The sequence below is a fragment of the Oceanospirillum multiglobuliferum genome, assembly GCF_900167095.1.
Lineage (GTDB): Bacteria > Pseudomonadota > Gammaproteobacteria > Pseudomonadales > Halomonadaceae > Oceanospirillum > Oceanospirillum multiglobuliferum.
This window is the reverse complement of record NZ_FUXG01000015.1, coordinates 1-23,987: the sequence shown is the minus strand read 5'-3', so window position 1 is coordinate 23,987 and position 23,987 is coordinate 1. Positions and strand designations below refer to the sequence as shown.

The 23,987-nt window shown below is 45.7% G+C and carries 27 protein-coding genes; 13 read left to right on the top strand and 14 right to left on the bottom strand.

The genetic code is table 11. From position 1 onward, the window contains the following. Positions 1 to 38: 38 nt before the first annotated feature. The 4 genes from B5D26_RS11180 to B5D26_RS11165 form a co-directional block, all read right to left on the bottom strand. Positions 39 to 350 carry a nucleotidyltransferase domain-containing protein gene (locus B5D26_RS11180; protein ID WP_078745819.1) on the bottom strand — a complete coding sequence of 104 codons (312 nt, stop codon included), beginning with the start codon at positions 348 to 350 and terminating at the stop codon, positions 39 to 41. Between the two features lies 1 nt (position 351). Further along, the gene (locus B5D26_RS11175) at positions 352 to 777 is read right to left on the bottom strand and encodes a nucleotidyltransferase substrate binding protein (RefSeq protein WP_078745818.1); all 426 of its coding nucleotides are present in this window, start codon (positions 775 to 777) and stop codon (positions 352 to 354) included. An 88-nt stretch (positions 778 to 865) separates the two neighbouring features. After that, positions 866 to 1,141 carry a type II toxin-antitoxin system RelE/ParE family toxin gene (locus B5D26_RS11170; protein ID WP_078745817.1) on the bottom strand — a complete coding sequence of 92 codons (276 nt, stop codon included), beginning with the start codon at positions 1,139 to 1,141 and terminating at the stop codon, positions 866 to 868. Continuing rightward, on the bottom strand, positions 1,131 to 1,385 hold the full coding sequence (locus tag B5D26_RS11165) for a type II toxin-antitoxin system Phd/YefM family antitoxin (protein ID WP_078745816.1): 255 nt from the start codon (positions 1,383 to 1,385) through the stop codon (positions 1,131 to 1,133). Before B5D26_RS11165 ends, B5D26_RS11170 begins: the two co-directional genes overlap by 11 nt. A 230-nt stretch (positions 1,386 to 1,615) precedes the next feature. Here B5D26_RS11165 and vapB point away from each other — a divergent pair, with 230 nt between their 5' ends. From vapB to B5D26_RS11150, 3 genes are read left to right on the top strand one after another with little or no spacing between them, the layout of a single operon-like run. Further along, complete coding sequence (gene vapB / locus B5D26_RS11160) at positions 1,616 to 1,858, top strand: type II toxin-antitoxin system VapB family antitoxin (RefSeq protein WP_078745815.1); 243 nt, start codon at positions 1,616 to 1,618, stop codon at positions 1,856 to 1,858. Continuing rightward, the gene (vapC, locus tag B5D26_RS11155) at positions 1,851 to 2,252 is read left to right on the top strand and encodes a type II toxin-antitoxin system tRNA(fMet)-specific endonuclease VapC (protein ID WP_078745814.1); all 402 of its coding nucleotides are present in this window, start codon (positions 1,851 to 1,853) and stop codon (positions 2,250 to 2,252) included. Before vapB ends, vapC begins: the two co-directional genes overlap by 8 nt. A 34-nt stretch (positions 2,253 to 2,286) precedes the next feature. Next, a complete protein-coding gene (locus tag B5D26_RS11150; protein WP_078745813.1) occupies positions 2,287 to 3,228 on the top strand; it encodes a hypothetical protein in 942 nt (313 codons plus the stop codon). 72 nt (positions 3,229 to 3,300) lie between these two features. On the opposite strand, the gene ilvD is transcribed toward B5D26_RS11150, so the two are convergent. Further along, positions 3,301 to 5,133, bottom strand: a complete 1,833-nt coding sequence (gene ilvD, locus B5D26_RS11145) for a dihydroxy-acid dehydratase (RefSeq protein WP_078745812.1) — start codon at positions 5,131 to 5,133, stop codon at positions 3,301 to 3,303. Positions 5,134 to 5,324: 191 nt separating this feature from the next. On the opposite strand from ilvD, the gene ald reads away from it, so the two are divergent. Beyond that, the gene (gene ald / locus B5D26_RS11140) at positions 5,325 to 6,440 is read left to right on the top strand and encodes an alanine dehydrogenase (RefSeq protein WP_078745811.1); all 1,116 of its coding nucleotides are present in this window, start codon (positions 5,325 to 5,327) and stop codon (positions 6,438 to 6,440) included. 52 nt (positions 6,441 to 6,492) lie between these two features. Here ald and B5D26_RS11135 read toward each other — a convergent pair whose 3' ends face one another. The 4 genes from B5D26_RS11135 to B5D26_RS11120 form a co-directional block, all read right to left on the bottom strand. Further along, complete coding sequence (locus B5D26_RS11135; protein WP_078745810.1) at positions 6,493 to 7,656, bottom strand: DUF2920 family protein; 1,164 nt, start codon at positions 7,654 to 7,656, stop codon at positions 6,493 to 6,495. Between the two features lie 30 nt (positions 7,657 to 7,686). Beyond that, the gene (gene argA / locus B5D26_RS11130; protein WP_078745809.1) at positions 7,687 to 8,997 is read right to left on the bottom strand and encodes an amino-acid N-acetyltransferase; all 1,311 of its coding nucleotides are present in this window, start codon (positions 8,995 to 8,997) and stop codon (positions 7,687 to 7,689) included. 142 nt (positions 8,998 to 9,139) lie between these two features. Continuing rightward, positions 9,140 to 10,405: an inorganic phosphate transporter gene (locus B5D26_RS11125; RefSeq protein WP_078745808.1), complete on the bottom strand. Its 1,266-nt coding sequence runs from the start codon at positions 10,403 to 10,405 to the stop codon at positions 9,140 to 9,142. Positions 10,406 to 10,452: 47 nt separating this feature from the next. Further along, positions 10,453 to 11,127 carry a TIGR00153 family protein gene (locus B5D26_RS11120; protein WP_078745807.1) on the bottom strand — a complete coding sequence of 225 codons (675 nt, stop codon included), beginning with the start codon at positions 11,125 to 11,127 and terminating at the stop codon, positions 10,453 to 10,455. Between the two features lie 287 nt (positions 11,128 to 11,414). Between B5D26_RS11120 and B5D26_RS11115 the strand changes: the two genes are divergently transcribed. Next, the gene (locus B5D26_RS11115; RefSeq protein ID WP_078745806.1) at positions 11,415 to 12,872 is read left to right on the top strand and encodes a CYTH domain-containing protein; all 1,458 of its coding nucleotides are present in this window, start codon (positions 11,415 to 11,417) and stop codon (positions 12,870 to 12,872) included. A gap of 5 nt (positions 12,873 to 12,877) precedes the next feature. After that, positions 12,878 to 13,804: an ion transporter gene (locus B5D26_RS11110; protein WP_078745805.1), complete on the top strand. Its 927-nt coding sequence runs from the start codon at positions 12,878 to 12,880 to the stop codon at positions 13,802 to 13,804. A gap of 21 nt (positions 13,805 to 13,825) precedes the next feature. On the opposite strand, the gene B5D26_RS11105 is transcribed toward B5D26_RS11110, so the two are convergent. Beyond that, positions 13,826 to 14,347, bottom strand: a complete 522-nt coding sequence (locus B5D26_RS11105) for a DUF3087 family protein (protein ID WP_078745804.1) — start codon at positions 14,345 to 14,347, stop codon at positions 13,826 to 13,828. A gap of 101 nt (positions 14,348 to 14,448) precedes the next feature. On the opposite strand from B5D26_RS11105, the gene B5D26_RS11100 reads away from it, so the two are divergent. Then, positions 14,449 to 15,882 carry a sigma-54 interaction domain-containing protein gene (locus B5D26_RS11100; protein WP_139776650.1) on the top strand — a complete coding sequence of 478 codons (1,434 nt, stop codon included), beginning with the start codon at positions 14,449 to 14,451 and terminating at the stop codon, positions 15,880 to 15,882. Positions 15,883 to 16,076: 194 nt separating this feature from the next. Further along, positions 16,077 to 17,762 (top strand): acyl CoA:acetate/3-ketoacid CoA transferase, encoded by a 1,686-nt coding sequence (locus tag B5D26_RS11095; RefSeq protein WP_078745802.1) that lies wholly within the window; start codon positions 16,077 to 16,079, stop codon positions 17,760 to 17,762. Between the two features lie 150 nt (positions 17,763 to 17,912). On the opposite strand, the gene B5D26_RS11090 is transcribed toward B5D26_RS11095, so the two are convergent. Next, complete coding sequence (locus B5D26_RS11090) at positions 17,913 to 18,218, bottom strand: hypothetical protein (protein ID WP_078745801.1); 306 nt, start codon at positions 18,216 to 18,218, stop codon at positions 17,913 to 17,915. Between the two features lie 129 nt (positions 18,219 to 18,347). Between B5D26_RS11090 and B5D26_RS11085 the strand changes: the two genes are divergently transcribed. Together B5D26_RS11085 and B5D26_RS11080 are read left to right on the top strand one after the other, a co-directional pair. Then, positions 18,348 to 18,917: a sigma-70 family RNA polymerase sigma factor gene (locus tag B5D26_RS11085; RefSeq protein WP_078745800.1), complete on the top strand. Its 570-nt coding sequence runs from the start codon at positions 18,348 to 18,350 to the stop codon at positions 18,915 to 18,917. Next, complete coding sequence (locus B5D26_RS11080; RefSeq protein ID WP_078745799.1) at positions 18,896 to 19,603, top strand: anti-sigma factor; 708 nt, start codon at positions 18,896 to 18,898, stop codon at positions 19,601 to 19,603. Before B5D26_RS11085 ends, B5D26_RS11080 begins: the two co-directional genes overlap by 22 nt. Positions 19,604 to 19,690: 87 nt before the next feature. Here B5D26_RS11080 and B5D26_RS11075 read toward each other — a convergent pair whose 3' ends face one another. Next, positions 19,691 to 20,536 (bottom strand): alpha/beta fold hydrolase, encoded by an 846-nt coding sequence (locus tag B5D26_RS11075; protein ID WP_078745798.1) that lies wholly within the window; start codon positions 20,534 to 20,536, stop codon positions 19,691 to 19,693. Positions 20,537 to 20,878: 342 nt separating this feature from the next. Here B5D26_RS11075 and B5D26_RS11070 point away from each other — a divergent pair, with 342 nt between their 5' ends. Next, complete coding sequence (locus tag B5D26_RS11070; RefSeq protein WP_078745797.1) at positions 20,879 to 21,940, top strand: cache domain-containing protein; 1,062 nt, start codon at positions 20,879 to 20,881, stop codon at positions 21,938 to 21,940. Positions 21,941 to 22,000: 60 nt separating this feature from the next. Then, positions 22,001 to 22,582 (top strand): methyl-accepting chemotaxis protein, encoded by a 582-nt coding sequence (locus tag B5D26_RS11065; RefSeq protein WP_159445651.1) that lies wholly within the window; start codon positions 22,001 to 22,003, stop codon positions 22,580 to 22,582. 83 nt (positions 22,583 to 22,665) lie between these two features. Here the strand turns inward: B5D26_RS11065 and B5D26_RS16695 are convergent, their stop codons facing one another. Beyond that, positions 22,666 to 22,785: a transporter substrate-binding domain-containing protein gene (locus B5D26_RS16695; RefSeq protein WP_407668533.1), complete on the bottom strand. Its 120-nt coding sequence runs from the start codon at positions 22,783 to 22,785 to the stop codon at positions 22,666 to 22,668. A gap of 48 nt (positions 22,786 to 22,833) precedes the next feature. Beyond that, positions 22,834 to 23,415, bottom strand: coding sequence for a transporter substrate-binding domain-containing protein (locus B5D26_RS11060; RefSeq protein WP_407668531.1), 582 nt, complete (start codon positions 23,413 to 23,415; stop codon positions 22,834 to 22,836). A 377-nt stretch (positions 23,416 to 23,792) separates the two neighbouring features. Here B5D26_RS11060 and B5D26_RS16440 point away from each other — a divergent pair. Then, a partial coding sequence (locus tag B5D26_RS16440) for a hypothetical protein (RefSeq protein WP_234985281.1) occupies positions 23,793 to 23,987 on the top strand: 195 nt, incomplete at its 3' end.

Genomic DNA, 23,987 nt, shown 5'->3' with positions numbered 1-23,987 from the left:
ACTGTTATCAATCTCGGCTTATCAGTTGGTGTGAGGGTTTATGGCGTTTTCTCGTAGAATACCTGACCAACTCTTTGAATATGATCCACTAAGTCAGGGTTATCAATTTGAGTATAAATCGACAGGTCGACCTGATAAGGCAGCATCAGGTCATCAATCTGGGCTTCTAATGCGATAAAGGTCGCCCAGTCGATCTTGTCCATTACTGTTAAATCAATATCGGAAGCCCGACGGTAATTCCCCTTCGCCCGAGAGCCATAAATCATTACACGTTTAACACTGGGAAAAGCCGAAAAAGTTGATTGATAAGCAGCAATATCCTGCTCAGATAAACCAAAGCGGTCGGTCATATCAAAATTCATCCTCTAACTGGTTTTGTTTTTCTGTAAAGGTCTGAAAAAACTCAGCAAACAAAACGGCATACTGGTGCTCCAGATGATTCAGAATTTCTTTCGCCGTTTCTTCATTATAGGTATACACCGTTCTATTGCGGTCTTGCAGCATTGCCAACCAAGCATGTCCATCTGAGATCAGCTCACGCTTAAAGCCTTCTCGAATCGCATCACGGGAACCGGATACGGTTTCGATACCCTGCCAGATTAAAAAATCTCGCAGCACATTCCAAGCCAGCTCATAGGTAAACTCAAAGGCCTGAATAGCGCCTTGTTTTTCGATATTACTGAGTTCACGCGCTGCCATCAGGTCAAGCGCTTCCTGCAATTGGGTATAAGCTTTTTTGAAGTGGTTAAAACGCTGAGACCAACGCACATCTGTCATAACAAGCCTATTGATTTGGTTGAAAGTGGTTTTGGGAGTTTATCAGGTTTATGGCAGGATCAGCGGGGCTTTGTTATCAACTTCCACTTCAATAAACCTCGTCATGGCTACCGATATCGATCGGAATGATCTCGTCGTTGATCAAAATAAAGTCGATCACTATGCGATACTGCATCGTGATTGAAACGCTGTAATAATCGCCTAAACGGCCTTTAAGTTTATGTAACCTGAGAGAGGGGTGATAAGGATCTATCTCTAACAGTTCGATTGCTTTTGCGTAGCGTGGTAACAGATCAGGGTGCTTTTTAATAAACTTTGTCAGCTTTTTAAAATAGCTGTCGGTTTGGATGATCTTATAAGGCATTTCTCAGCTCATCGAGGTGTTCTTTGGCGGTCTGAGTCTTGCAGCGCCCCGCTTCAATATCTTGCATCGCCAGTAAGTGCGCCAAGTCTAGCTCCTGCTGGCGGAAGGCCTGATAGCGTTCAATATCCAGTACCACGTACTTATTTTTGCCTCTCACGTTAATAATGAGTTCATCTGCACTCTTCAGCAGCTTAGCGAAAAAAGTGACACCTTTGGTTTTGACATCATTGGCAGAAATAATCATATCGCACTCCTAATCGTACTATTAAACGTATTCTAGCATGGAATTCAGGTCTAAGCGGCTAGCTTTTTGGTTTTCGTGATGTCGTTAGCGGTAGTTTTTAAGGGGGTTGTCCGGTTTATGGTGGGAACAATGAGGGACTGTTATCAATCTTGGCTTATCAGTTGGAGTGAGGTTGCTTGCTCAAACTCGGCTGCCTGATACTATATATGCAAGGTATATAGGAGGTCGTTATGATCACAGGTACGGTATTTGAAAACAATAAAACTCAGGCTGTTCGTTTGCCAATGGCGGTGCGTTTTACGCCATCGGTGAAGAAAGTGATGATTCGCGTGGTAGGTTCAGATCGTATTATTAGCCCAGTAGAGAACAGTTGGGATAGTTTTTTTATGAACCCTGAGGCCACCGTTAGCGAAGACTTTATGGCGCAAAGAGCCGACCAGATAGAAACACCAAGGGAAGCTTTTGATGATTAAGTTTCTATTGGATACGAACATCTGTATTTATGTCATTAAACGCCGCCCAATTGAGGTGTTATCGCGTTTTAATGAGGCAGCGGGGCATTTGGCAATCTCTTCAGTAACTTTGGCCGAGCTGTTGCACGGTGTTGAGAAAAGCCAACAAGTTGCTAAAAACCTACGAGCGGTAGAAGATTTTTATAGCCGATTAGAAGTGCTTGAGTATGGCGAGCAGGCCGCTTTTCACTATGGCGATATTCGTGCACAGCTAGAAAAGCAGGGACGACCAATTGGTGTTAATGACCTACATATTGCTGCTCATGCTAGAAGTATAGGTGCGACGTTGGTAACCAATAATATGAAAGAGTTTGAGCGGGTTGAAGGGCTACGGTTGCAGAACTGGATTGAGTAAATCAGATCGCTCTTCTATTGCGAGCAGGTTGGCAATGCTGTTTGATAGCAGCAATTTTACGCAAACACGGACTGTTATGAACGGATCAAAATTAACTGCGGTAGGTTTTGTTACAGCAATTGTACTTGGTGCTGTTATCGGCGGCTCATTTGCTCCTGAGTGGGCAGGGTATATAGCATTGGGCGGGGTGCTTTTGCTGCCTTCTATTATTTGTAAAATATCTATATCACAACTTCGTAGCCAACTACCCAAAATGCTGAAAATGGCTTTTGGAGGTATTTCGCCTTGGTTGTGGGGAATCGTCATACTTTCCATTGCAGGCTCAGTAATACTAGCGATAAACGATACCGAAGCTAGTACGATTCATGAGTTAGTCACACCTATCCTACAATCCATAGTGGCTGCGTTTATTTTCTACGTGATTGACGTTAATTACAGCCGAAACCAGAAACAAAAAAATGCTTATGAGCTTTCCAATAAATTTCTGAAAAATATAGTGGGGCACGCTAAGCTTTTGATCAGGGGGTTAGGCGAGATACATGAGAAGCCTGCAACCATTTGTAATATCAGTGAGAATGAAAAACTATCTTGGAAACCTGAGTTTAGCCAGTATTTTTCTATACTAGATGGTTCAAAAGAGTCCCGATATCTAGCCTATGATACAACCATTACTCCTCATAAAATGTGTAACACTAGCGAGCTACTGTGGCGACACTATCAATCAATTCAAATCAATATCTTAAAATCAATCCGTTGGCATGGGAGTGAAATTGGTAATGAATACGTCAGAGTGCTAATGAAAATAGACTCATGTTATCTAATGCAAGAATACATACCGCAAAAATGTGATCCTACAAGCCCTTATTATCTTGACCCAATGAAAAGTACCTTGTGCATCCCTCAATACTTTCAAGAATATATTTTACTATGCCAGAAACTGGAAGAGCTGTTGGATCAGCCTGTAATGGATAACTGAAAACTATGGCTCACAAAAAAGCCCATCATGATAACTCATGATGGGCTTTGTTTTTAACGCATCAACACAATATCAATCTAACTTAGACAGATCCCGCACTGCGCCTTTATCCGCTGAAGTTGCTAGTTTTGCATAGGCTTTCAATGCCGCTGACACTTTACGTGGACGCTCTTTGGCGGGTTTCCAACCCAGTTTGTCTTGCTCTGCACGACGTGCTGCCAACTCTTCATCAGACAACAGTACGTTGATGGTGCGGTTTGGAATGTCGATGCGGATCATGTCGCCATTACGCACTAAACCAATGGCACCACCGGCTGCGGCTTCTGGTGACACGTGGCCAATCGACAAACCTGAAGTACCACCTGAGAAGCGACCATCGGTTAGCAACGCACAGGCTTTGCCCAAGCCTTTTGACTTGATGTAAGAGGTTGGATACAGCATCTCTTGCATACCTGGGCCACCTTGTGGGCCTTCGTAACGCACGATGACGATGTCACCTGCGACCACTTTGTCCTCTAGGATGTTGGCAACCGCTTCATCTTGAGATTCGGTGATATGGGCAGGGCCTTCAAACACTAGAATAGACTCGTCCACCCCTGCAGATTTCACTACGCAACCATCTAAGGCGATGTTGCCATACAATACCGCAAGGCCGCCTTCTAGCGAGAATGCGTGCTCAATCGAGCGGATGCAGCCATTTTCACGGTCGCCATCCAGTGTCGGCCAACGGGTCGCTTGGCTAAAGGCCACCTGTGTTGGAATACCTGCTGGGCCTGCTTTGTAGAACTCGACCACTTCAGGTGAAGGGTTACGCATGATGTCCCACTGATCAAGCGCGTCTTTCATACTGGCGCTGTAAACCGTTGGGGCGTCTGTGTGCAGTTTACCCGCACGGTCTAACTCACCCAAAATACCCATAATGCCGCCTGCACGGTGTACGTCTTCAATGTGGTATTTCTGGGTGTTCGGTGCCACTTTACACAGCTGCGGTACGACACGAGATAAGCGGTCGATATCTTTTAGGGTGAAGTCGATCTCAGCTTCTTGCGCAATCGCCAACAGGTGCAAAATGGTGTTGGTAGAGCCACCCATTGCGATGTCTAGCGTGATGGCGTTTTCAAAAGCTTTGAAACCCACTGAGCGCGGCAGTACTCGCTCGTTGTCTTGTTCGTAATATTCTTTGGTCATTTCAACAATACGCTGACCTGCGCGTAGGAACAGTTGCTCACGGTCGGCGTGAGTGGCCACCACTGTACCGTTACCCGGTAGCGCCAAACCTAGCGCTTCTGCCAAGCAGTTCATCGAGTTGGCGGTGAACATGCCAGAGCATGAACCACAGGTTGGACAGGCTGAGCGCTCAACTGCATCTACCAGCTCGTCAGAGGCGTTCGGGTCTACCGCCAGAACCATTGCGTCAACAAGGTCTAACTTGTGCTCAGACAGCTTGGTTTTACCCGCTTCCATTGGGCCGCCAGAGACAAAAACCACCGGAATGTTCAGGCGCATTGCGGCCATTAACATCCCTGGAGTGATTTTGTCGCAGTTCGAGATACAGACCATTGCATCGGCACAGTGTGCATTCACCATGTACTCTACAGAGTCAGCAATAATGTCCCGTGAAGGTAAGCTGTACAGCATGCCGTCGTGACCCATCGCGATGCCGTCGTCAATGGCGATGGTGTTGAATTCTTTGGCAACGCCACCGGCTTTTTCAATCTCACGGGCAACCAGTTGTCCCATATCTTTCAGGTGTACGTGACCGGGTACAAACTGAGTAAACGAGTTGACGACCGCGATGATTGGCTTTTGAAAATCGTCATCTTTCATGCCTGTTGCGCGCCATAGGGCGCGGGCACCCGCCATATTACGGCCAGCGGTGGAGGTTTTTGAACGATACTCAGGCATCTCTTGTCCTCTGTAATACGTTAACGCTTTATTGGTAGCGACTTATTAGACTCTTGCTAGAGCGCTTTTTTACCATTCTGGCCGCTGCTTTGCTAGGTAATCAGCTTGTATCGCCTGTTTTTTCTGGCAAAGCCCTGACTATACTGAAGGCAATTAGGGTGCTTTGTTTAGGTCGAGACAGGAGAAGGCTTATGTTAATCGCAGTTCCCAAAGAGATTAAAACCCAAGAGTTTCGGGTGGGTATGCCCCCTGCTGGTGTGCGCGAGTTAAATCTGAGAGGGCATCAGGTTTTGGTCGAACAATCGGCAGGACAGGCCATAGGGTTTAGTGATCAAGATTATGCCGATGCAGGGGCGGAAATTGTCGCCGATGTCGACAGCCTATTTGCCCGTGCAGAGATGATTGTCAAAGTGAAAGAGCCACAACCGCAGGAGTATCAGCGCTTACGAGAGGGGCAGATTTTATTCACTTATCTGCATTTGGCTGCTGATGCGCCACAAACGCAGGGCTTAATTGATTCTGGCTGTACCGCCATCGCCTATGAAACCGTAACAGATGCACAGGGCGGCTTGCCTTTACTGGCACCGATGAGTGAGGTGGCGGGTAAGCTGTCTGTACAAGCGGGTGCGCGTTGTTTAGAAAAAATTATGGGCGGACGGGGTGTATTGTTGGGTGGCGTCCCCGGTGTAGCACCTGCTCAAGTCACCGTAATTGGCGGCGGTGTGGTGGGTGAAAATGCCGCCAGAATGGCGATGGGCTTGGGGGCGAGTGTGACCATTGTAGATCGCTCAATACCTCGATTGAGAGAGCTTGAGGCACGCTATCAAGGTCGCCTGAGTACGGTCTACTCTACTCATGATGCTATTTTAAGCTGCATCAAACAAAGTGACTTGGTGATTGGTGCTGTTTTAATTCCCGGAGCAGCAGCCCCCAAACTGGTCAGCCGTGAGATGCTGAAACAGATGATGCCCGGAAGTGTATTGGTGGATGTGGCGATTGATCAGGGCGGTTGCTTTGAAACCAGTCGTGCCACCACTCATGAACAGCCTACTTTTGTTGAGGAAGGGGTGATTCACTACTGCGTGGCTAATATGCCGGGAGCAGTGGCACGTACTTCTACCTTGGCACTGACCCATGCAACGCTGCCTTTCATTGTGGCTTTGGCGGATAAAGGCTGGCAACTTGCATTAAAAGACGATAAGCATTTGATGAACGGGCTAAATATTCATGCAGGTCAGGTGACAAATTCAGCAGTGGCTAAGACTTTGGGCTATGCTTACATTAATCCGACAGAAATCGTCGGGTGATACAGGTCTTTTGCTTAAGTTATTGAGCGGGAATAGATAATTCCCGCTTTTTTTATGCACTAGGCATATTGATTCTAAACTTCAGGTCATCCCTTGAGAAATCAATCAAATAGGAAACCCCGTTACTACAAATAAAATTATAGCTAGAGCATAAATCAAAATCAGTTTCCACGGATAAGGTTTTATCTTTTGCTATAAAATCACTATACGCTCTTTCGAAAAGAAGCTTCAAAGATGCATCCATACCATGTTCAGGTATTTTATAAAGTGCTCCATCAATCATACTCTCATCAACAAAATCACATGTTACATCAACATCTGGTCGAAGCGAGGAGAATTCAACTTTACCATCAAATGGAGCCATTTTATCATCTACATAATGGGCGCAAAAATATTGTGTCTTTGTTTTAAAGATATGATCTCTTACCAATAAACTTCTTATTTCTGAGTGATGTACATCAAAGTATTTACCACTAGATGGATCATCATTCCAATAACCTATATGCTGAACTGCTATATCACAGCCTAATATGTTTATTTTTGAAAAACCTTTACCATATACATCTACCAACCTTGGCTCTGTAAATCCTGAATTATCAACTATCAATTGAAATGTCTGCGGTGCAAGTTTCCCTAGTAACAAACCGATATACCCGCCAAAAGACGTACCCATTATATACATTCTTTCTTTATTAATTTTGCACATAGACAACACTTCAGATAGAACCTGTAGGTGATCTAAGGCAGATATTAAACCAAATGATTGATAGCAATCGACAGGGGTATAAGTAAGGAATAATTCAGAATCAAATTGACTATGTTTAGCATCGACCAGCGCTTTAGCCAAATATACTAACAATGCATGATCATCAATATTATTATTTTTAGATATATTGGAGCCATAGACTCTATTGAAAACATCAAAAAAACCATCTCTCAGGCGACAAGAGGCAATACTCTTTCTTTTGTTTTCTATGTCAAAATACTCCACACCAACAACTATGCAATTATATCTATCTGCAAAATAGCCTTGAATATGACGATAATAGCTATCGGATGGCGATGCGCCATAGCCATTAATAACAAAAAGAAAACCTGTTTCTGAATCAGTCCCATTAGATGGAAAATCTATATAATAGGATATTGGCTTCCTAGGAAAGTTGTTTTCAACATCGGGGTGAGGACTTCGCTCACAATAACGCGCGCCACTCTCCATAAACTACTCCTTATTTATACTTATTAGGCTCTACAACCGCTTCATAAACACTTTTGAGTTACGCTGCCAGTTGTAAAGCTTCTGTCGACTCTGTGGCAACGATTCAACCCCTGTCGGCTCAAAGCCCCGCTCACGGAACCAGTGCGCGGTGTGGGTGGTGAGCACAAACAGAGAGCGAAGCCCCAAGCGATAGGCACGTTTTTCGATATGTTGCAGAATCAGATCACCACGATCACCACCTTGATATTGAGGGTGAACAGCAACACAAGCCAACTCGCCTGTTTTAGCATCAGGGAAAGGATATAACGCGGCACAGCCCACCATCATGCCATCAAGTTCAACTACGGTGAAAAGATCCACTTCGTTTTCTAAGCGCTCACGGGAGCGACGCACTAAAATACCCTGCTCTTCAAGAGGTTGGATAAGTTCTAAGATACCGCCAACATCTTCAATGGTGGCATCACGTACTTGTTCATATAACTCTTGCGTGATCATGGTGCCGCCACCGTTGCGGGTGAACAACTCTTCTAATAGGGCACCATCTTGCTGATAGCTAATCAAGTGCGCACGACCCACACCAAAACGACTCGATTGCCATGCAGCCTGTAAAGCAGGTTTGGTCGGGTCAGTGTCAGGCATTTGATCTAAACGCTGACTGGCATCCCGTGGAGACATCACTCGAATAATGTCACCGTCTTCATCAAATAAGCCTTTGGCTTCGCCAAACACAATCAGTTTGTCTGCTTTTAATTCAATCGCTGTACGGGTGGCCACTTCTTCAGCGGTCAGCGAGAACACTTCACCCGTAGGTGAAAAGCCTAAAGGGGGCAATAATACGATTGTGCCATCGTCTAATCGGCGGTTGATGGCATTACAGTCAACTTTACGTACTAAGCCCGTGTGGCCTAGGTCTTTACCATCAATCACGCCTACAGGACGAGCGGTAATCATGTTGCCCGTGGTCACACGAATGGAGGCACCATGCATTGGGGAGTTAGGCAACCCCATTGATAAACGTGCTTGAATATCAATGGCAGCTGATCCTGCGGCATCTTTGATGCAGTCCATAGCATCAGGACCAATGACAGGACGCCCACTTTGATAGGAGAGTGACAAACCTCGATCTTCCAAGCGCTGCATAATCTGTGGTCGTGCACCAAATGCCAACACCAAACGCACCCCTAAGCTGTTCATCAGGGCAAGGTCGTTCACTATATTAGTGAAATTTTGATGCTGTAAAGCATAGCCATCCATCAGCACCACAAAGGTGCTGCCACGATGGGCATTAATATAAGGTGAGGAGTTACGAAACCAACGTACGTAGTCTTGTGTGTAGTCCAAAGTCAGCCTACCCCTTAGTGTGTAAAAAGGTCTGAGATACGGACGGGATTGTAGACCTGCATCAGCGGATTAGCAAAAAAACAAAGGCCGGATAATCCGACCTTTGTTGAGACTATTTCAGATGTAACAGAAATACGGCCTGTTAACTGAATATGCCCTTAATAATGAAGAAGAATAGAATCGACAGACCAGCGCCTGCTGGCAGTGTGATAATCCAAGATAGAAAAATGGTTTTCACAATATTCATATTCAGTGCTGCAATTCCACGCGCTAAACCTACGCCCAGTACCGCACCTACCAAGGTGTGTGTGGTCGAAATAGGTAAGCCTGTACCTGATGCAATTACCACTGTAGTAGCAGCGGCTAGAGTTGCAGCAAAACCACGGCTAGGGGTCAACTCAGTAATGTTAGTACCGATAGTGGCAATTACTTTGTGGCCGTACATCACCAGACCTGCAACGATACCGCCTGCACCTAGCAACAGAATCCAGCCCGGCATAACGCTCTTATTCGCCACAACACCGCCTGACTCAACCACACCAACAACCGCAGCTAATGGGCCAACGGCGTTTGCTACGTCGTTAGAACCGTGAGCAAATGCCATCGCGCAAGCGGTGAACATCATCAACACGCCGAACACTTTCTCTACGCTTGAGAAGTGAAACTCTTTGTCGGCAGCATCATCACGTTTGATGGATTTCAGCATCATCACACCAATTGCCATCACCACGGCACCCAACACCAGAGACCACATAGAGGCTTGTGCATAGTTCAGGTGTAAGCCAACGTGCTTCAGACCTTTCAGCAGGGTGACCATCGAAATCACAAAGCCCACTAAGAACATGTACATCGGTACATAGCGTTTGGCACTGGCGAATGGATCATCTTTCTCAAGAATCAGATTCTGTACGCTTCTAAACAAGACAAAAGCGATGGTACCAGCCATCAGAGGTGATACCACCCAACTGGCTGCAATCGTACCGACCTTGCCCCAACTGACCGCTTCCATTGAGATACCAACGGCAGCGAAGCCTACAATTGCACCCACGATAGAGTGTGTGGTCGAGACAGGCCAGCCAAAGTGGGTGGCAACCAATAGCCAAATACCTGCGGCTAATAATGATGCCAACATCCCGTATACCAATAACTCAGGTGTGCCTGACAGTAGGCCGGGATCAATGATGCCTTTACGGATGGTCGCGGTGACTTCACCACCCGCTAGGTAGGCCCCTGCAAATTCGAAGAGAATGGCGATAAAAATCGCCTGTTTGATAGTGATCGCTTTAGAACCTACTGAGGTTCCCATCGCATTTGCCACATCATTTGCACCTACACCCCAAGCCATGAAGAAGCCGAAGATACAAGCCATAATGATAAATACATCCGCGTACTGAGCAATAATAGACATAAAATAACCGTTATTTGCCTGATTGAGATAACAGATTGAACTGTGTTTTATTTCGCCAAGATGATCTGTAAGCGACTACCAATACGAGACGCTCGGTCTGAAATATCACCAATCCAGTCAATAATCTGATACATAAAAATCACATCCACAGGCGGTAGTTTTGCCTCAATGGCAAAAAGCTTGCCGCGAATGGTCACCTGTAGCTGGTCTGCTTCACCTTCAAATTCATCAATCTTCATGATCATTTTCTTGACCATGGCAGACTCATGACGACCAAAACCAGTTTCAATCAGCTCATCAATTTCACAAAGCGCCAAACGCGCTTGGTCAGCACCTGACAAAGAGAGCTTCACAAATGCGATCATCTCTTCAGCAATTTCTGCTGGGATGCTCATTTTCCGACCCAGCATGATGCCGGCAATGTCTTTGGTCTTGTTGGCGATTTTATCTTGAGCACTCAGCAGCTCCAGTAAGTCTGAGCGAGGTACTGGCATAAACAAGCTGTCTGGCATGGTTTCCCGAATACGAGACTTCATGTCATCGGCTTCGTTCTCCAAAACAGCGATCCGTTGCTGTAGTTGTTTCGCTTGTTCCCAGTCATTAGCCAGAACAGCGGATAAAAAAGGGATCAACTGCTCTGCACAAGCGTAAGACTTGGACATATGGTCTTGCATTGGGCCGAACGGTGAGCGCCCAAAGAGCTTAGAGAATGTATTACTCATGGGTTTCTGCCTTGGAGTGAGAAATTTGGGCGGAGAGTATAAGAGCTGCTTGCTGCCATGTCATAAAAAATTCTGCTTTTTGTCATCTTTGTTTGACATAAATGTCATCTTTATTTGATAACAAGATTTATATGACTTTATTGTTACAGTTTTATTGCAGATTCATAATTTTAAAGCATTTTGGTGGAATGCTCTGACACAGTACAATGACCTTAGTTTAGCCAAAAAGATCAAGCGCAAGGCGATAAAAACCCAACTCACGTACCTTGAATGTTGCAGAGGCTGTTATGGCAAAGGAAACAGAATTAAAGCTCGCCATCCCATTAAGAGCACAGGAGCTGATAAGACAGCATCCAATTCTAAGACAGGCAAAAAGTTACGATAAAACCCTGCTACAAAACACCTACTTTGACACACCTGACTTAGTACTCAACCGTGCCAAGGTCGCGCTACGTATTCGCAAGTCTGGCGAGCGTTATATTCAAACCCTAAAAACTCAAGGCAAAGGTAACGGCGGCTTACATCAGCGTGGTGAATGGGAATGGGTGCTCAAGCAAAACAAGCTTGATTTAAGTTTGATTGATCCTGACCTATGGCCTAACGCCATTGATCCTGCTTACTTACAAAAGCATCTTGCCCCTGTTTTTGAAACCAACTTCACCCGAGACCGCTGGCTATTAGATGTGAGTTTTGAAGACAGCCGAGCAGAGGTTGAATTGGCCTGTGATAATGGTCATGCTATCGCCAATAAACAGCGTGACCCTATTAGCGAGATCGAACTGGAGCTAGTATCAGGGGATGCAGAACTGATATTCAAAATCGCTCATGATCTTTCCGCACAAATTCCGCTGATGATCAGCAATATTAGCAAAGCACAGCGTGGGTTCCGTCTCTCTCACCCTGTTGCCGCAGGTTTAGCACCCAGAAAACCAGCGCCTCCTACCTCATGGTTAACATTGGTACAGCTAGCACAGTTTGAGCTGGATCAGTTTATCGCCGCTAAAGATCAGCTTAACTTTGATCATCAATGGTCACGACTGACCACCATGAGCCAATCGCTATTTCAAATCCGCTGGTGTTTGTATCAACTTCACGGCTTATCAGAGCAGTCAACTTTGCGCCCACCAGCTGTCATGACTTATAAGCTGAGAATGCTGAATTACGGCTTTGAAAATCTAGCTGCAATTGAAAACCAGCAGCAAGCTTGGCAGCGTCTAAAAAACTGCCCCGACAAACTGCGCCAAGCAGCAGACTTCATGGTATTGAACGAGCAATATCAGAAACTAATACTAGAACCCTGGGTGGGTGAAACCCTGCTGGAAATCACCCAGCTGTTGTATTTGTTCGCCAAAGAGCCTAAGGCCAAGGCAGTTAAATCTACCGATGATGTTTTTCATAATCTTTTGGTCGCTGTTAAATTACCTAGCCATCCAACTGATCGTCATCAGTGGCTACAACAATCTCCTGCTATTTTGCGATTATCACGTTGGATCAGCTATCACGATCTTGACCAAACGGGTTTAGGCACCAAAGCTCTGCAAAAAGACTGCTTATTGTTAATTAATAAAGCCGCTGAGTTACGCGGTTTAATGGCAGAGGAGTGGACGATCAGAAATGAGCTACCAGAAGCTCAACAACCAGCACTGTTAAAGCGTACCGAAGAAGACCAATATCAAAAAGTTCTGGAACTAGGCCGTATTGCGCTTTCGTTTAACAGCTTACAAGACAACTTAAGGCACTATTAATCGTCATGTCAGCCTCACTTTCTAACAATACAGAACCGCCACGCTCTAACCATAGAGAGTGGCTTTACAAGGTCATATTCGAAGCCAACACCCCCTTAGGCAAAGCTTTTGATATGACGCTGATCATATGTATTTTATTCAGCGTTGCATTGGTGATGTTAGATAGCGTGCAAAGCATCCATCAACGCTACGGCCACATCTTTTATTTACTGGAGTGGTTCTTCACCATTGTCTTCACCATTGAATATTTGTTACGTCTGTACTGCATTGGCAAACCTTTAAAATATGCCACCAGCTTCTTCGGTATTGTCGATCTTCTGTGCATCATCCCAACCTATCTGAGCCTATTTTTTGCGGGGACTCAGGTGATGTTGGTGGTGCGATTGATACGGGTGTTGCGGGTGTTTCGGATATTGAAGCTGTTTCAATATGTGGGGGAGGCCACTGCCCTTGCCAAAGCCCTACAAGCCAGTCGTCGCAAGATCACAGTGTTTCTCTTCACCGTACTAACGATGGTGACCGTCTTTGGTTCAATCATGTATGTGGTGGAGGGGCCTGAGAATGGTTTTACCAGTATTCCCCGCAGTATCTATTGGGCGGTGGTGACACTGACAACGGTAGGCTATGGCGATATCACGCCACAATCCAATCTAGGCCAGTTGTTGTCTGCCGTAGTGATGATTATGGGCTATGCCGTGATCGCCGTACCCACAGGGATTGTGACGGTAGAGTTGTCCAACACCATGAAGCGCCATATGCATTTGGTTTGCCGTGGCTGTGGCGAAGAGGGACACGATGCGGATGCTGATTATTGTAAACTCTGTGGCACAGAACTGTCGCGGCGTGATGGCCGCCAGCGCCACCTGAAACCACACCTGCCAGATATGAAGAATCCGCCGCCTGCGAAAAGCGAAGAACAGAAAGAGTCGTAAAACCAAACTCAAAGAGGGCGGTTAAGCCGCCCGCTTTGCAACTGACTCAATAAACTCTGGTTGCACAACTACAAGTTCAGCCGTTTTTAGACGCTCTTCCAATTGCGCCACAAATGCCTCGTGCTCTTTGTTTAACTCTGTATAGCCGTATTCATTGCTTTCAAGCTGGTAAACCTGAGACAAACCTTGATAATAAAAGCGCAAAATCTGAATGGCATCCTCGTCACCTGCTGCGGCTAGCTTTTTCAGCAAGTGCATACGATTGGTGGTACGCGCCAACATTCGCTTCAAACTAAACACATACCAAATCTCGCTTAAGCGAGGATCATGGCGGAAAAAAGAGAATGCAAAGCCCGTAATGGCAACACCCAGACCAACCCCAGCTAGGTTTAAGTAGAAATTCCCACCCTCTGGGTTTCCAAAGATATGAATCAAGATAGGCGCACTGCCTAAGGCGATTACGGCAAAACAGCTGATCAAAATAATGCTCAGCACGCGGCTACGTTTCAAATAGTCCGCTTTATCAATCGGTTGTAACTGCATGGTCACCTCATCTAGTAGCGTGGTATTTTAGCCAGAGTTTTACCATTAAAGCAGTACTTTTCGTGTGGCCGATGAAATCAGTAAGCCCAATGGAGATTGATATGACCACCAACAAGCTATCAGAGTTCTTTTCTAATCAGGCACATTACGGTGCTTTATTAGAGCAGCTGACTAGTGCGTGCCAAGGTTCAATGGCCATTGATGCTGATCTGAAAATCATCTGGATTAGCCAAGCTTATCGACAACTTTTAGCACTACCAGAATCCTTTGATCCTATCGGCATGCCAGTTGATCAGTTACTGCCACACTCACAAATGCCAAGAGTGGTGCAAACGGGCAAACCTGTATTTGTCGATTTAATGCAGATTAATCAACGCTGGTGCGTGGTGAATCGTTTACCCCTACGAGACCAAGCAGGTCGCGTGATTGGTGCACTTGGGTTGATATTTCACGATGATCTCGACAGCTTGCAACCACTGTTTGACAAGTTTGCTCGTCTGCGTCGCCAATTTGAAAAAGAGAATCTGCTGAGAGTCAGCCGCTACGCCCTAGAGGATATGATGGGGCAATCACCCGCTATTCAGCAAATCAAACGCCAAGCCCTGAGAGCCGCTCAGCTTGATACCACCCTATTGTTATTGGGTGAGACAGGGACAGGCAAAGAGTTGCTGGCACAGGGTATTCACCAAGCGTCCCCTCGGCGTAATGGCCCCTTTGTTGGGATAAACATGGCTGCCTTACCTGAGTCATTGGTTGAGGCTGAGTTATTTGGCTCAAGCGCGGGTGCTTATACAGGAGCTGATCGTAAAGGCCGCATTGGCAAAGTGCAGCTCGCCGATGGTGGTACGCTATTTTTGGATGAAATAGCCGAGATGCCACTCACCATGCAGGCCAAACTTTTAAGAGTATTGCAAGAGCGTGAGGTAGAGGCATTAGGCTCCAATCAGCTGATTAAAGTGGATGTCCGCATTATTGCCGCAACCGCTAAAGACCTGTTCACCCAAGTACAACAAGGCTTGTTTCGTGCAGACCTTTACTATCGTTTAAACGTACTGCCGATTGAGCTACCACCATTAAGACAGCGCCAAGGTGATATTCCATTACTTGCACAGCATTTGCTTAAACAGATTCAAAAGCAAACCAGCCTACCCGCATTAGCTTTATCAGATGAGGCAATACAGTGGTTAGAGCACTATCCTTGGCCGGGTAATATTCGCGAGTTACGCAATCGACTAGAGCGAGCCTGCGTGATGGCGGAAGGGGCTAAGATAAGCCCACAAGATTTAGGGTCACAAGACCCTATGCCTGTTTCGTTACCCGATAATCAGGGTATCTCAACAGAAGCGTTTACCCATGATGCCAATACGCTCCACACCCCAGCCGAGCATCTGTTTAAGTCAACTCGCCACGCTCTCGATTCTCAACAGTTACAACTGTTATTACTAGAGTTTAAAGGCAACCGTGCAGCCACTGCTCGCCACTTAGGCATCTCACGGGCAACACTGTATAACTGGTTGAACCGACTGTCTAAATAGGCTCAAAATACGTCTAATATGATTAGACACTTTTGCATAAATCTAGACACAAAGGCCGCTAACACTTCTCGAACCAATCCCATTTAAAAATTTAACCTATTGTTTTTACTAAACTATTAATATCTGGCCTAAAGTTTGTATTGTTAAAGTAATCGCTCCAACTTATACAATAACAAAAGTTAGGACCAACTTTTATGGAAAAGCTGATCACACCTGAGCAAGCCGCAAACCTAATACCAGACCAAGCCACTATCGCTACGGGTGGTTTTATCGGCATCGGCTTTGCAGAGGCGCTAGCCAAAGCAATTGAACAGCGCTTTTTAGCAACAGGGCACCCTTCTGAGCTATCACTGATTTATGCCGCAGGCCAAGGGGATGCCAAAACACGAGGGCTCAACCGCTTTGCCCATCAAGGTATGGTTAAAAAAGTGGTGGGTGGGCATTGGGGATTAGCCCCTAAGTTAGGCCAAATGGCCATCGCAGAGCAAATTCAAGCCTATAACCTGCCACAAGGTGTTATTTGTCATCTGTTCCGTGATATTGCCGCAGGGCGTCCGGGAGTCATCAGCAAAGTAGGCTTGCATACTTTTGTTGATCCACGCTATGAAGGCGGAAAAATCAATTCAATCAGCCTAGAAGATCATGTTGAACTGTTAACAGTTGCTGGACAAGAGCATCTTTTTTACAAAAGCTTTCCTATCCATATCGCATTGTTAAGAGGCACGACCTCTGATCTACAAGGCAATATATCAATGGAGCGAGAGGCACTACCTCTGGACGTTTTAGCAATCGCCCAAGCGGTAAAAAACAGTGGCGGCAAGGTGCTAGTTCAAGTTGAGCGTATTACGCAGCAGCATCAAGTCAGTCCTGATCGAATTCGGATTCCCGGCATATTAGTGGATCATGTGATATTGGCTGCACCTGAAGATCACCCACAAACCTTTGCCGAACAATTTAACCCCGCCTACAGCGGTGAAGTTAAAAGCCCTAATCTTGCCACTAAGCCTGTGATACTTGATGCCCGTAAAGTGATTGGCCGCCGTGCGTTGATGGCGCTTAAAACAGGCGGTGTAATCAACTTGGGTATTGGTATGCCTGAAATGGTCGCAGAGGTTGCTGCTGAAGAAGGTTTGCTGGACAGTTTTACTCTGACAGTTGAACCCGGCGGCATTGGTGGTCAACCCGCCAGTGGTTTAAGTTTTGGTGCAGTCGCCAATGCCAGCGCTATTATCGACCAGCCCGCTCAGTTTGATTTTTATGATGGTGGCGGATTGGATCAGGCGTTTCTGGGCTTAGCGGAAACCTGTGCAGTAGGCCATATCAATGTCAGCCGCTTTGGTCATAAATTGGCGGGGGCGGGTGGCTTTATCAACATCACGCAAAACACCCAAGAGTTGTTCTTTTTAGGTACATTTACCTCTGGCTCACAGCAACTGAGCTTCGAAAATGAGCAAGTGCAAGTAATCCGTAATGGCTCGCAGAAAAAATTCTGTAACAAGGTGCAGCAGATCACTTTTAATGGTCAATATGCCTGTGAACAAGGCCAAAAAGTTACCCTAATTACAGAACGCGCGGTGTTCTGTTTAACCGATGACGGCCTCTGCCTAACAGAGATTGCCCCTGGTATTGATTTAGAGCGTGATATTTTGCAGCAGATGGATTTTCGTCCGGTCATATCGCCTGACCTTCGGCTAATGGATTCTCGGCTGTTCAAGTCAGGACCAATGAATATTCGCTATGCGGGTAGCACGCCGGTAAAGCAGTTACGCTCGATGTGCAAAATCTTAGTTGAAGCACAAAAAACTGGGGGACATCGGGCAGTAGAAGGATCACAGCACACAGAAGCGCTAAATGAGTTAACTACAGCAGAATCAGAGTGAAAATCTCAGGCTTCAAAACCAAGAGAACCAGATGACTAACATCTGGTTTTTACGAAGCGCCCCTTACAAGAACCAAGCACTCTCGCAGAGTTTTTCCGGCCGCTGGCCGGAAAATACCGAAATTCTTTTATTCTGGTGCTTAATCAAAAACTAATGTTTAACGCCTGTATGCTTCTGGGTCATTAGCTGGGTTACAAACTCGGCACGGCTGCTGCTGGTGATCACACGCTCTTTCTCTTCACACCATTGAATCAACTCTTCAACATCTACAGGTACTTTTACAACTGTGATGCCTTTCTCCGCGAACGCTGTAATCATCTCGTCTGTCTTCTCAGCCCATTCTTGCCAGCTGTTTTCTAACAAGTTCGCATCTTCGGCAACTTCTAAAAAACGTGTCCACTGTGGCTCGCTAATCCAACAAATACCTGCGGTGTGCTGTAGTTTATCTGATGCCATTGTCAAATTCCTGTTGTTAAATTGATCTATTGCACCCTACCATACCCCGTTAAAGCTTACCGAACAAATGTACTGATTTTTCGGGTAAAAATAGCAAAATCGCTTAGGGCGTAGCTTGGAATTATCATAATGACACCCACCCAAGATCCTGAACAAGATCAACTAAAACAGTTGCTACAAGCCTGTGCTCGACAGGAGGATAGGGCTTTGAAAAAGCTCTATCAGCAAACCTCTGCGCATCTGTTTGCCATTGTGCTGCGTATTATTAAGAATGAAAGCCATGCTGAAGATTGCTTACAACAGATATTTGTTAAGATTTGGCATAGCGCAGGACAATATAATGATGACATTGCACGCCCTATGACTTGGCTCAGTACCATTGCCCGTAATCAGGCACTGGACTGGTTGCGCCGTTACAAAAATGACCGCTTGCACGATAGCGATGATGTTTTGGTGGAGATGTCAGATCAACGCCAAAATACGGAGCACTTAGCAGAACAGTGGCAGTCATCCACAGCTGTACACCACTGTTTGGAAACACTTAATAGTGATCAACGCCAATGCTTAGAGCTGGCTTATTTTGAAGGCTTCAGCCACCAAGAAATGGCTGAACACCTAAAACAACCATTAGGTACTGTAAAAACTTGGATTCGCCGTGGACTTGAGAGGTTAAAGCTATGCATCACCCAATCGATTTAACCGATCCCGAACAGCGTAATCAAGCCGCTGGTGAATATGTGCTGGGCACTTTGTCAGTACAAGATAAAGCAGCTTTTGAAGCGCTATTGGTGTTCAGTACAGACCTACAAAAAGAGGTAGAGCAGTGGCGTGAGCACTTACAGCTGTTAAACAGCCAGTTAGAGCCTGTACAACCACCAAAACGTGTTTGGCGAGCCATCGAAGAGATAGTGAAGCCAGAACCTTGGTTTAAACGACTGAATTTTTGGCAGTGGTCTACCGCTGTTTCATTTTCCTGCGCGTTTGTTTTGGGGCTAACGTTGTTGCTGCAAAAGCCACCCATGGATAATACGGCTGACCACTTATATGTGGTACACAACGATGAGAAAAAGCCTGCTTGGTTGGTAAACACAAGCATGGATCGTAGTAATGTGATGGTACAAACCATAGACCCCGCAAAACTTCCTTCAGGTTTGGTCTGTAAGCTCTGGCTGAAAATTAATGGTGAGTATTTGATGCTAGGCACATTGCCACATAACGGCTTAGAGAAAATGATGGTGCCAGAGCCTTATCGCCCCATGCTAGTGAAAGCAGAGGTGCTTGTTAGCGTAGAGCCGATCAATGGCGACAACGACCCAGACAAGATGGGCCGAGTGGTTGATCGTGGTGGTTTTATGCCGTTATCAGGCTCCACTCGACGCTTCTAAAACAAAAAGCGGTAAAACCACCGCTTAACCGCGGTGGTCGCACTCAAGCAGGTTGGCACTCAGAAACGAGTGGACAGCCCATTATGATCACAGCTGCCGAATAAAATCACGCATGGCATTAAATACGGTTTCTGTTGCCTGGTGATGCGGCACATGTCCGCAGTTATCAATCATGGCAATCTGTGCAATGCCACTACTGTTATGCGCAATACTTTGCACCTGCTGCTCTGAACCATATTCATCTTGTACGCCCTGCATCACCAGAAGCGGGCACTGAATCTTACTCAAGTGCGCTTCGATATTCCAAGCCCTAAACTCAGGGTTTAACCAAGTGTCACACCAAGCATGAAACACATTATCAGTATGCTCGCCATGGTAGCGTGCCAACTTCTCGGGTAATGCTGTTGTTGCATACGCCTGTACAGCATCCTCTATACCCTCCAGCGTCATCCCTTCCACAAAAACATGAGCGGCCTCAGTAATCACCGCTTTAACACGCCCCTGCGCAACTGTTGCCGCCAATAAAGCAATAGAGCCACCATCACTGTGACCAATTAGCACCACATTGCTTAAATCTAGGCTATCTAACAACGCAGGTACTCGTTGTAACCCTTCAATTTCTAAATAATCCAACGGGCGAGGCAAGGTTACAGGTGTCGAAAAACCATAGCCATAGCGGTCGTAAACGATCCCTTTACAGCCTGTGGCAACACAAAGCTGAGCAGGAAACTGCTTCCACATTTCAATACTACCTAACCCTTCATGTAGGAAAACTAACGTTAAAGGATTATCACCTCTCAATTCAGAAGGCTCTAGATGTTGCAGATGCAGTTGATGTTCACCTACCTGAACCTGTTGGCACTGAGCCCTACAACCCTCTGTTGTAACAACATGAGTTGAGCAATTGATTAATAAATCGGTGTGCAATGTCATTATGGGCACCTATCTGTCTTTTGTTTTTATTATAACCGCCACTAAAAAGACGGTAAGCCTAGACTGTTTTGCCAACCACTATAACGACTTCTGCTAAAAAGCTGTTTTTTCCCTGTGACTCACCGTTCACAACACGAAATTGTAACGTCTGTTATATAACAATCGAGTTTGGCTGCCCAATATCAAATTCATTGCTGATAAAACAGGCAATCACTTGATGAGCACGTGAATCAGCATGCAATGATTGTTACAATTAAATAAGGCACTGGACGCCACCCCTATCTTATTTGATTTGGTTGTTGGCGCGTTCCTTGTTTACCACATCATCACCGAGGGAGTGTTATGAAACTACAGGACTTCACAGTAAAGGCTCGATTATATTTTTTAATCGCTTTAGCCGTTCTCACTATGGCCACTATTGAGTTATTAGCTCTACAAGATCAACGCAAAGAACTTTATGCTGCCTCAAACGAAAAGGTGAAGACTCTTGTTGAGGCTGCTCACACAATGGTGGAAGGCTTCTCCCTTCAGGCCAAGTCTGGCACCTTAAATACAGAAGAGGCTCAAAAAATAGCTTTAGCGGCCATCCAAACCATGCGCTACGCCGATGGTGAGTATTTCTTTGTTTTTAACTACGACGCTGTAGCCTTGGCCAATGGTGGTGACGCCAGTGTAATAGGTAAAAATCTATCCTCCGTCACGACTGAAGATGGCACCCCCGTCTTTAAAAACATGGCCAATTTAGGCCGACAAGGCAAAGTGGACGGCACCTTTACGTATCGTTGGCCTAAAGCGGGCTATAAAGAGCCTAAAGAGAAAATCTCTTATGTCAAAGTGATGCCTGAATGGGGTTGGGTGATCGGTTCTGGTGATTACACCTTTGAAATTGAAGAAATTTTTTGGGATGGTGTAACCCACGCCGCCATACAGCTTGTTGTTGCTCTAGTAGTAATGGTGGCGATTGCAATGGCCATTGCGCGCTCTATTCTTGATCCGCTAGACCAAGTCACCCGTGTTATGAAAGAAGTGGCCTCTGGAGACTTACGTGTACGAGTGAATTTGAATAGCAAAGATGAACTAGGTGCCATGTCACGTTCAGTCGACAGCACACTACAAGTCTTCCAAGACCTTGTTTTTATGATCACCAGCTCTGCTAATCAACTACACGGTTCTGCGGAAGAGTTGGCAGCAACCGCTGAACAAACCAGCGCAGGTATTCGCCGCCAGTCAGATGAAACCGACTTGCTGTCGACTGCTATGAATGAAATGGCAGCCACTGTGCAAGAGGTCGCTCGCAGTGCAAATGCAAGCGCCGAGGCTACCAATGCCGCCGATAATGAAGCCGATAAAGGCAACCATGAGGTTGAAGATACCATTGAGAAAATCACACATATAGCATATTAGAACCGCTGCGCGGTTCCCGCTTGTATCCCCGCCCGATTGGGCGAGGGTTTACGCGGAGTTTTGCTAAGTGCTGAAGTAGAAGAAGCTTCTCGCGTTATTCGCGCCTTAGAAGTCGAGACCGAAGAGATCAGCACCGTACTACAGGTTATTCAAGGCATCTCTGAACAAACTAACTTACTCGCACTTAACGCTGCAATTGAAGCTGCGCGTGCGGGGGAAACGGGTCGTGGTTTTGCGGTAGTGGCCGATGAGGTACGTCAGCTAGCACAACGAACTCAAGACTCGACCAAAGAGATTCGCAATATGAATGAGCGCCTGCGCTCAACTGCAGCAAATGCTGTAGAAGTGATGGATCGCAGCCGTAAATGGGCGGATGAGAGTGTGCAAGCGGCCATTCATGCCGGTGAAGAATTGAAGCTGATTGTGCAACAGATGGAGGCCATTCGAGATATGACCTCTCAAGTGGCCACCGCCACAGAAGAGCAAAGCGCAGTTGCCGAAGAGATGAACCGTAACTTAATCAATATTGTGGATGTTTCAGCAGAAACTGCCGCAGGTTCAGATCAGGTTGCTGCAAGCAGTGAAGAGCTGTCACAACTAGCGGTGCAGCTACAGCAGAATGTAGCACGTTTTAAGTGCTAACTTGAGCTGTTAACTATCACTGCTCAAACAATAATGGCCGCAATTCAGCGGCCATTATTTTTACCCGACAATATCTTCAGTGTTTAGAAGATTGAAAACGGGAAATATTTCGCGTTGATACGGTCATAAGTACCATCTGCCAGAATCGCTTCAAGTGCTTTATTCATGTCTACACGTAGCTTGTCACCTTTACGTACTGCAATACCAATCTTATCATTGATATCAATCTTTTCGCCTTTAAATTCAAACGCTTAGCCTTCTGATGAACGCAACCAATCATAGGCTGGTAGCTGGTCAGACACGATAGCATCCAAACGTCCTGACGCTAGGTCTAAGTACGCATTGTCTTGAGTGTCATATAACTTCATGGTTACTTTTCTGCCCAAGTTGTCCTCTAGATACTGGCCTGCAATTGTTGCACGCTGAGCACCAATCACCTTACCTTTTACGTTATCTGGAGAAAACTTGCTGTTTTTTGGTGCAACAAAAATCAAACTGTTTGAATAGTAAGGTGCTGAGAAATCAACAACTCGGCTACGTTCTTCGGTAATCGACATACTGGCAATCACTGCATCATATTTACGTGCCATCAGACCCGGAATAATACCATCCCAATCTTGAGCAACGATGGTGCATTTTGCCTTCATCTTTTCACACAAAGCGTTTGCAATATCAACATCAAAGCCTTTCAACTTGCCAGATTCGTCAATAAAGTTAAAAGGTGCATAAGCCCCTTCGGTAGCAATACGGATATTGTCAGCCGCCAAAGCAAAAGGCGCGGTAACAGTTGCTGCAACTAAAGAAACTGTTGCGAGTACTTTTTTCAAACTCATTTTTTGTACCTCTGGGCTATTATTTTTTTATATTGAATTGAAGCTGGCTATAGTGATTGCTACAGAGAAGCGCTTAGGATTGATTGTTCATCATCCAATGCAAGTCAAAACCCCAATCTCTGCCTAAGCTATGTAGGCTAATGTAGCAGCATTGAGCTTAGACCAAAGTCACATTTTTAAAGCAATTGCCCCAACATTTCCAGTCAATTTTGCTAATCAATCCTCAAACATAAGGTTAATTTGATCTAGTTATAGCTTAGATTAAGGCTAAACTATTTAAAAAGGAGGCACAGAGCATTTAGAGCAAATCATAGGTTATTCTGAAAATTGTCTATATTTTCACACTCAACAGAACAATATTTATAAAAGAGGCTAACATGAAGAATTTTATGCGTTTTTTCTTATTACCTTGGATGAAAAATAAAACGCCTGACGAGCATCATTTTTACCGCCGAGGCTTTACTCCCAACTACATCGGTGACTGCTCCCCGCCCTTTCGGGCGAGGCTTCCAACTTCTCAGGCAGCAACCGGCGCGTGGCCGGATTTACGCAAGCCTCCATTGGCAGGAACC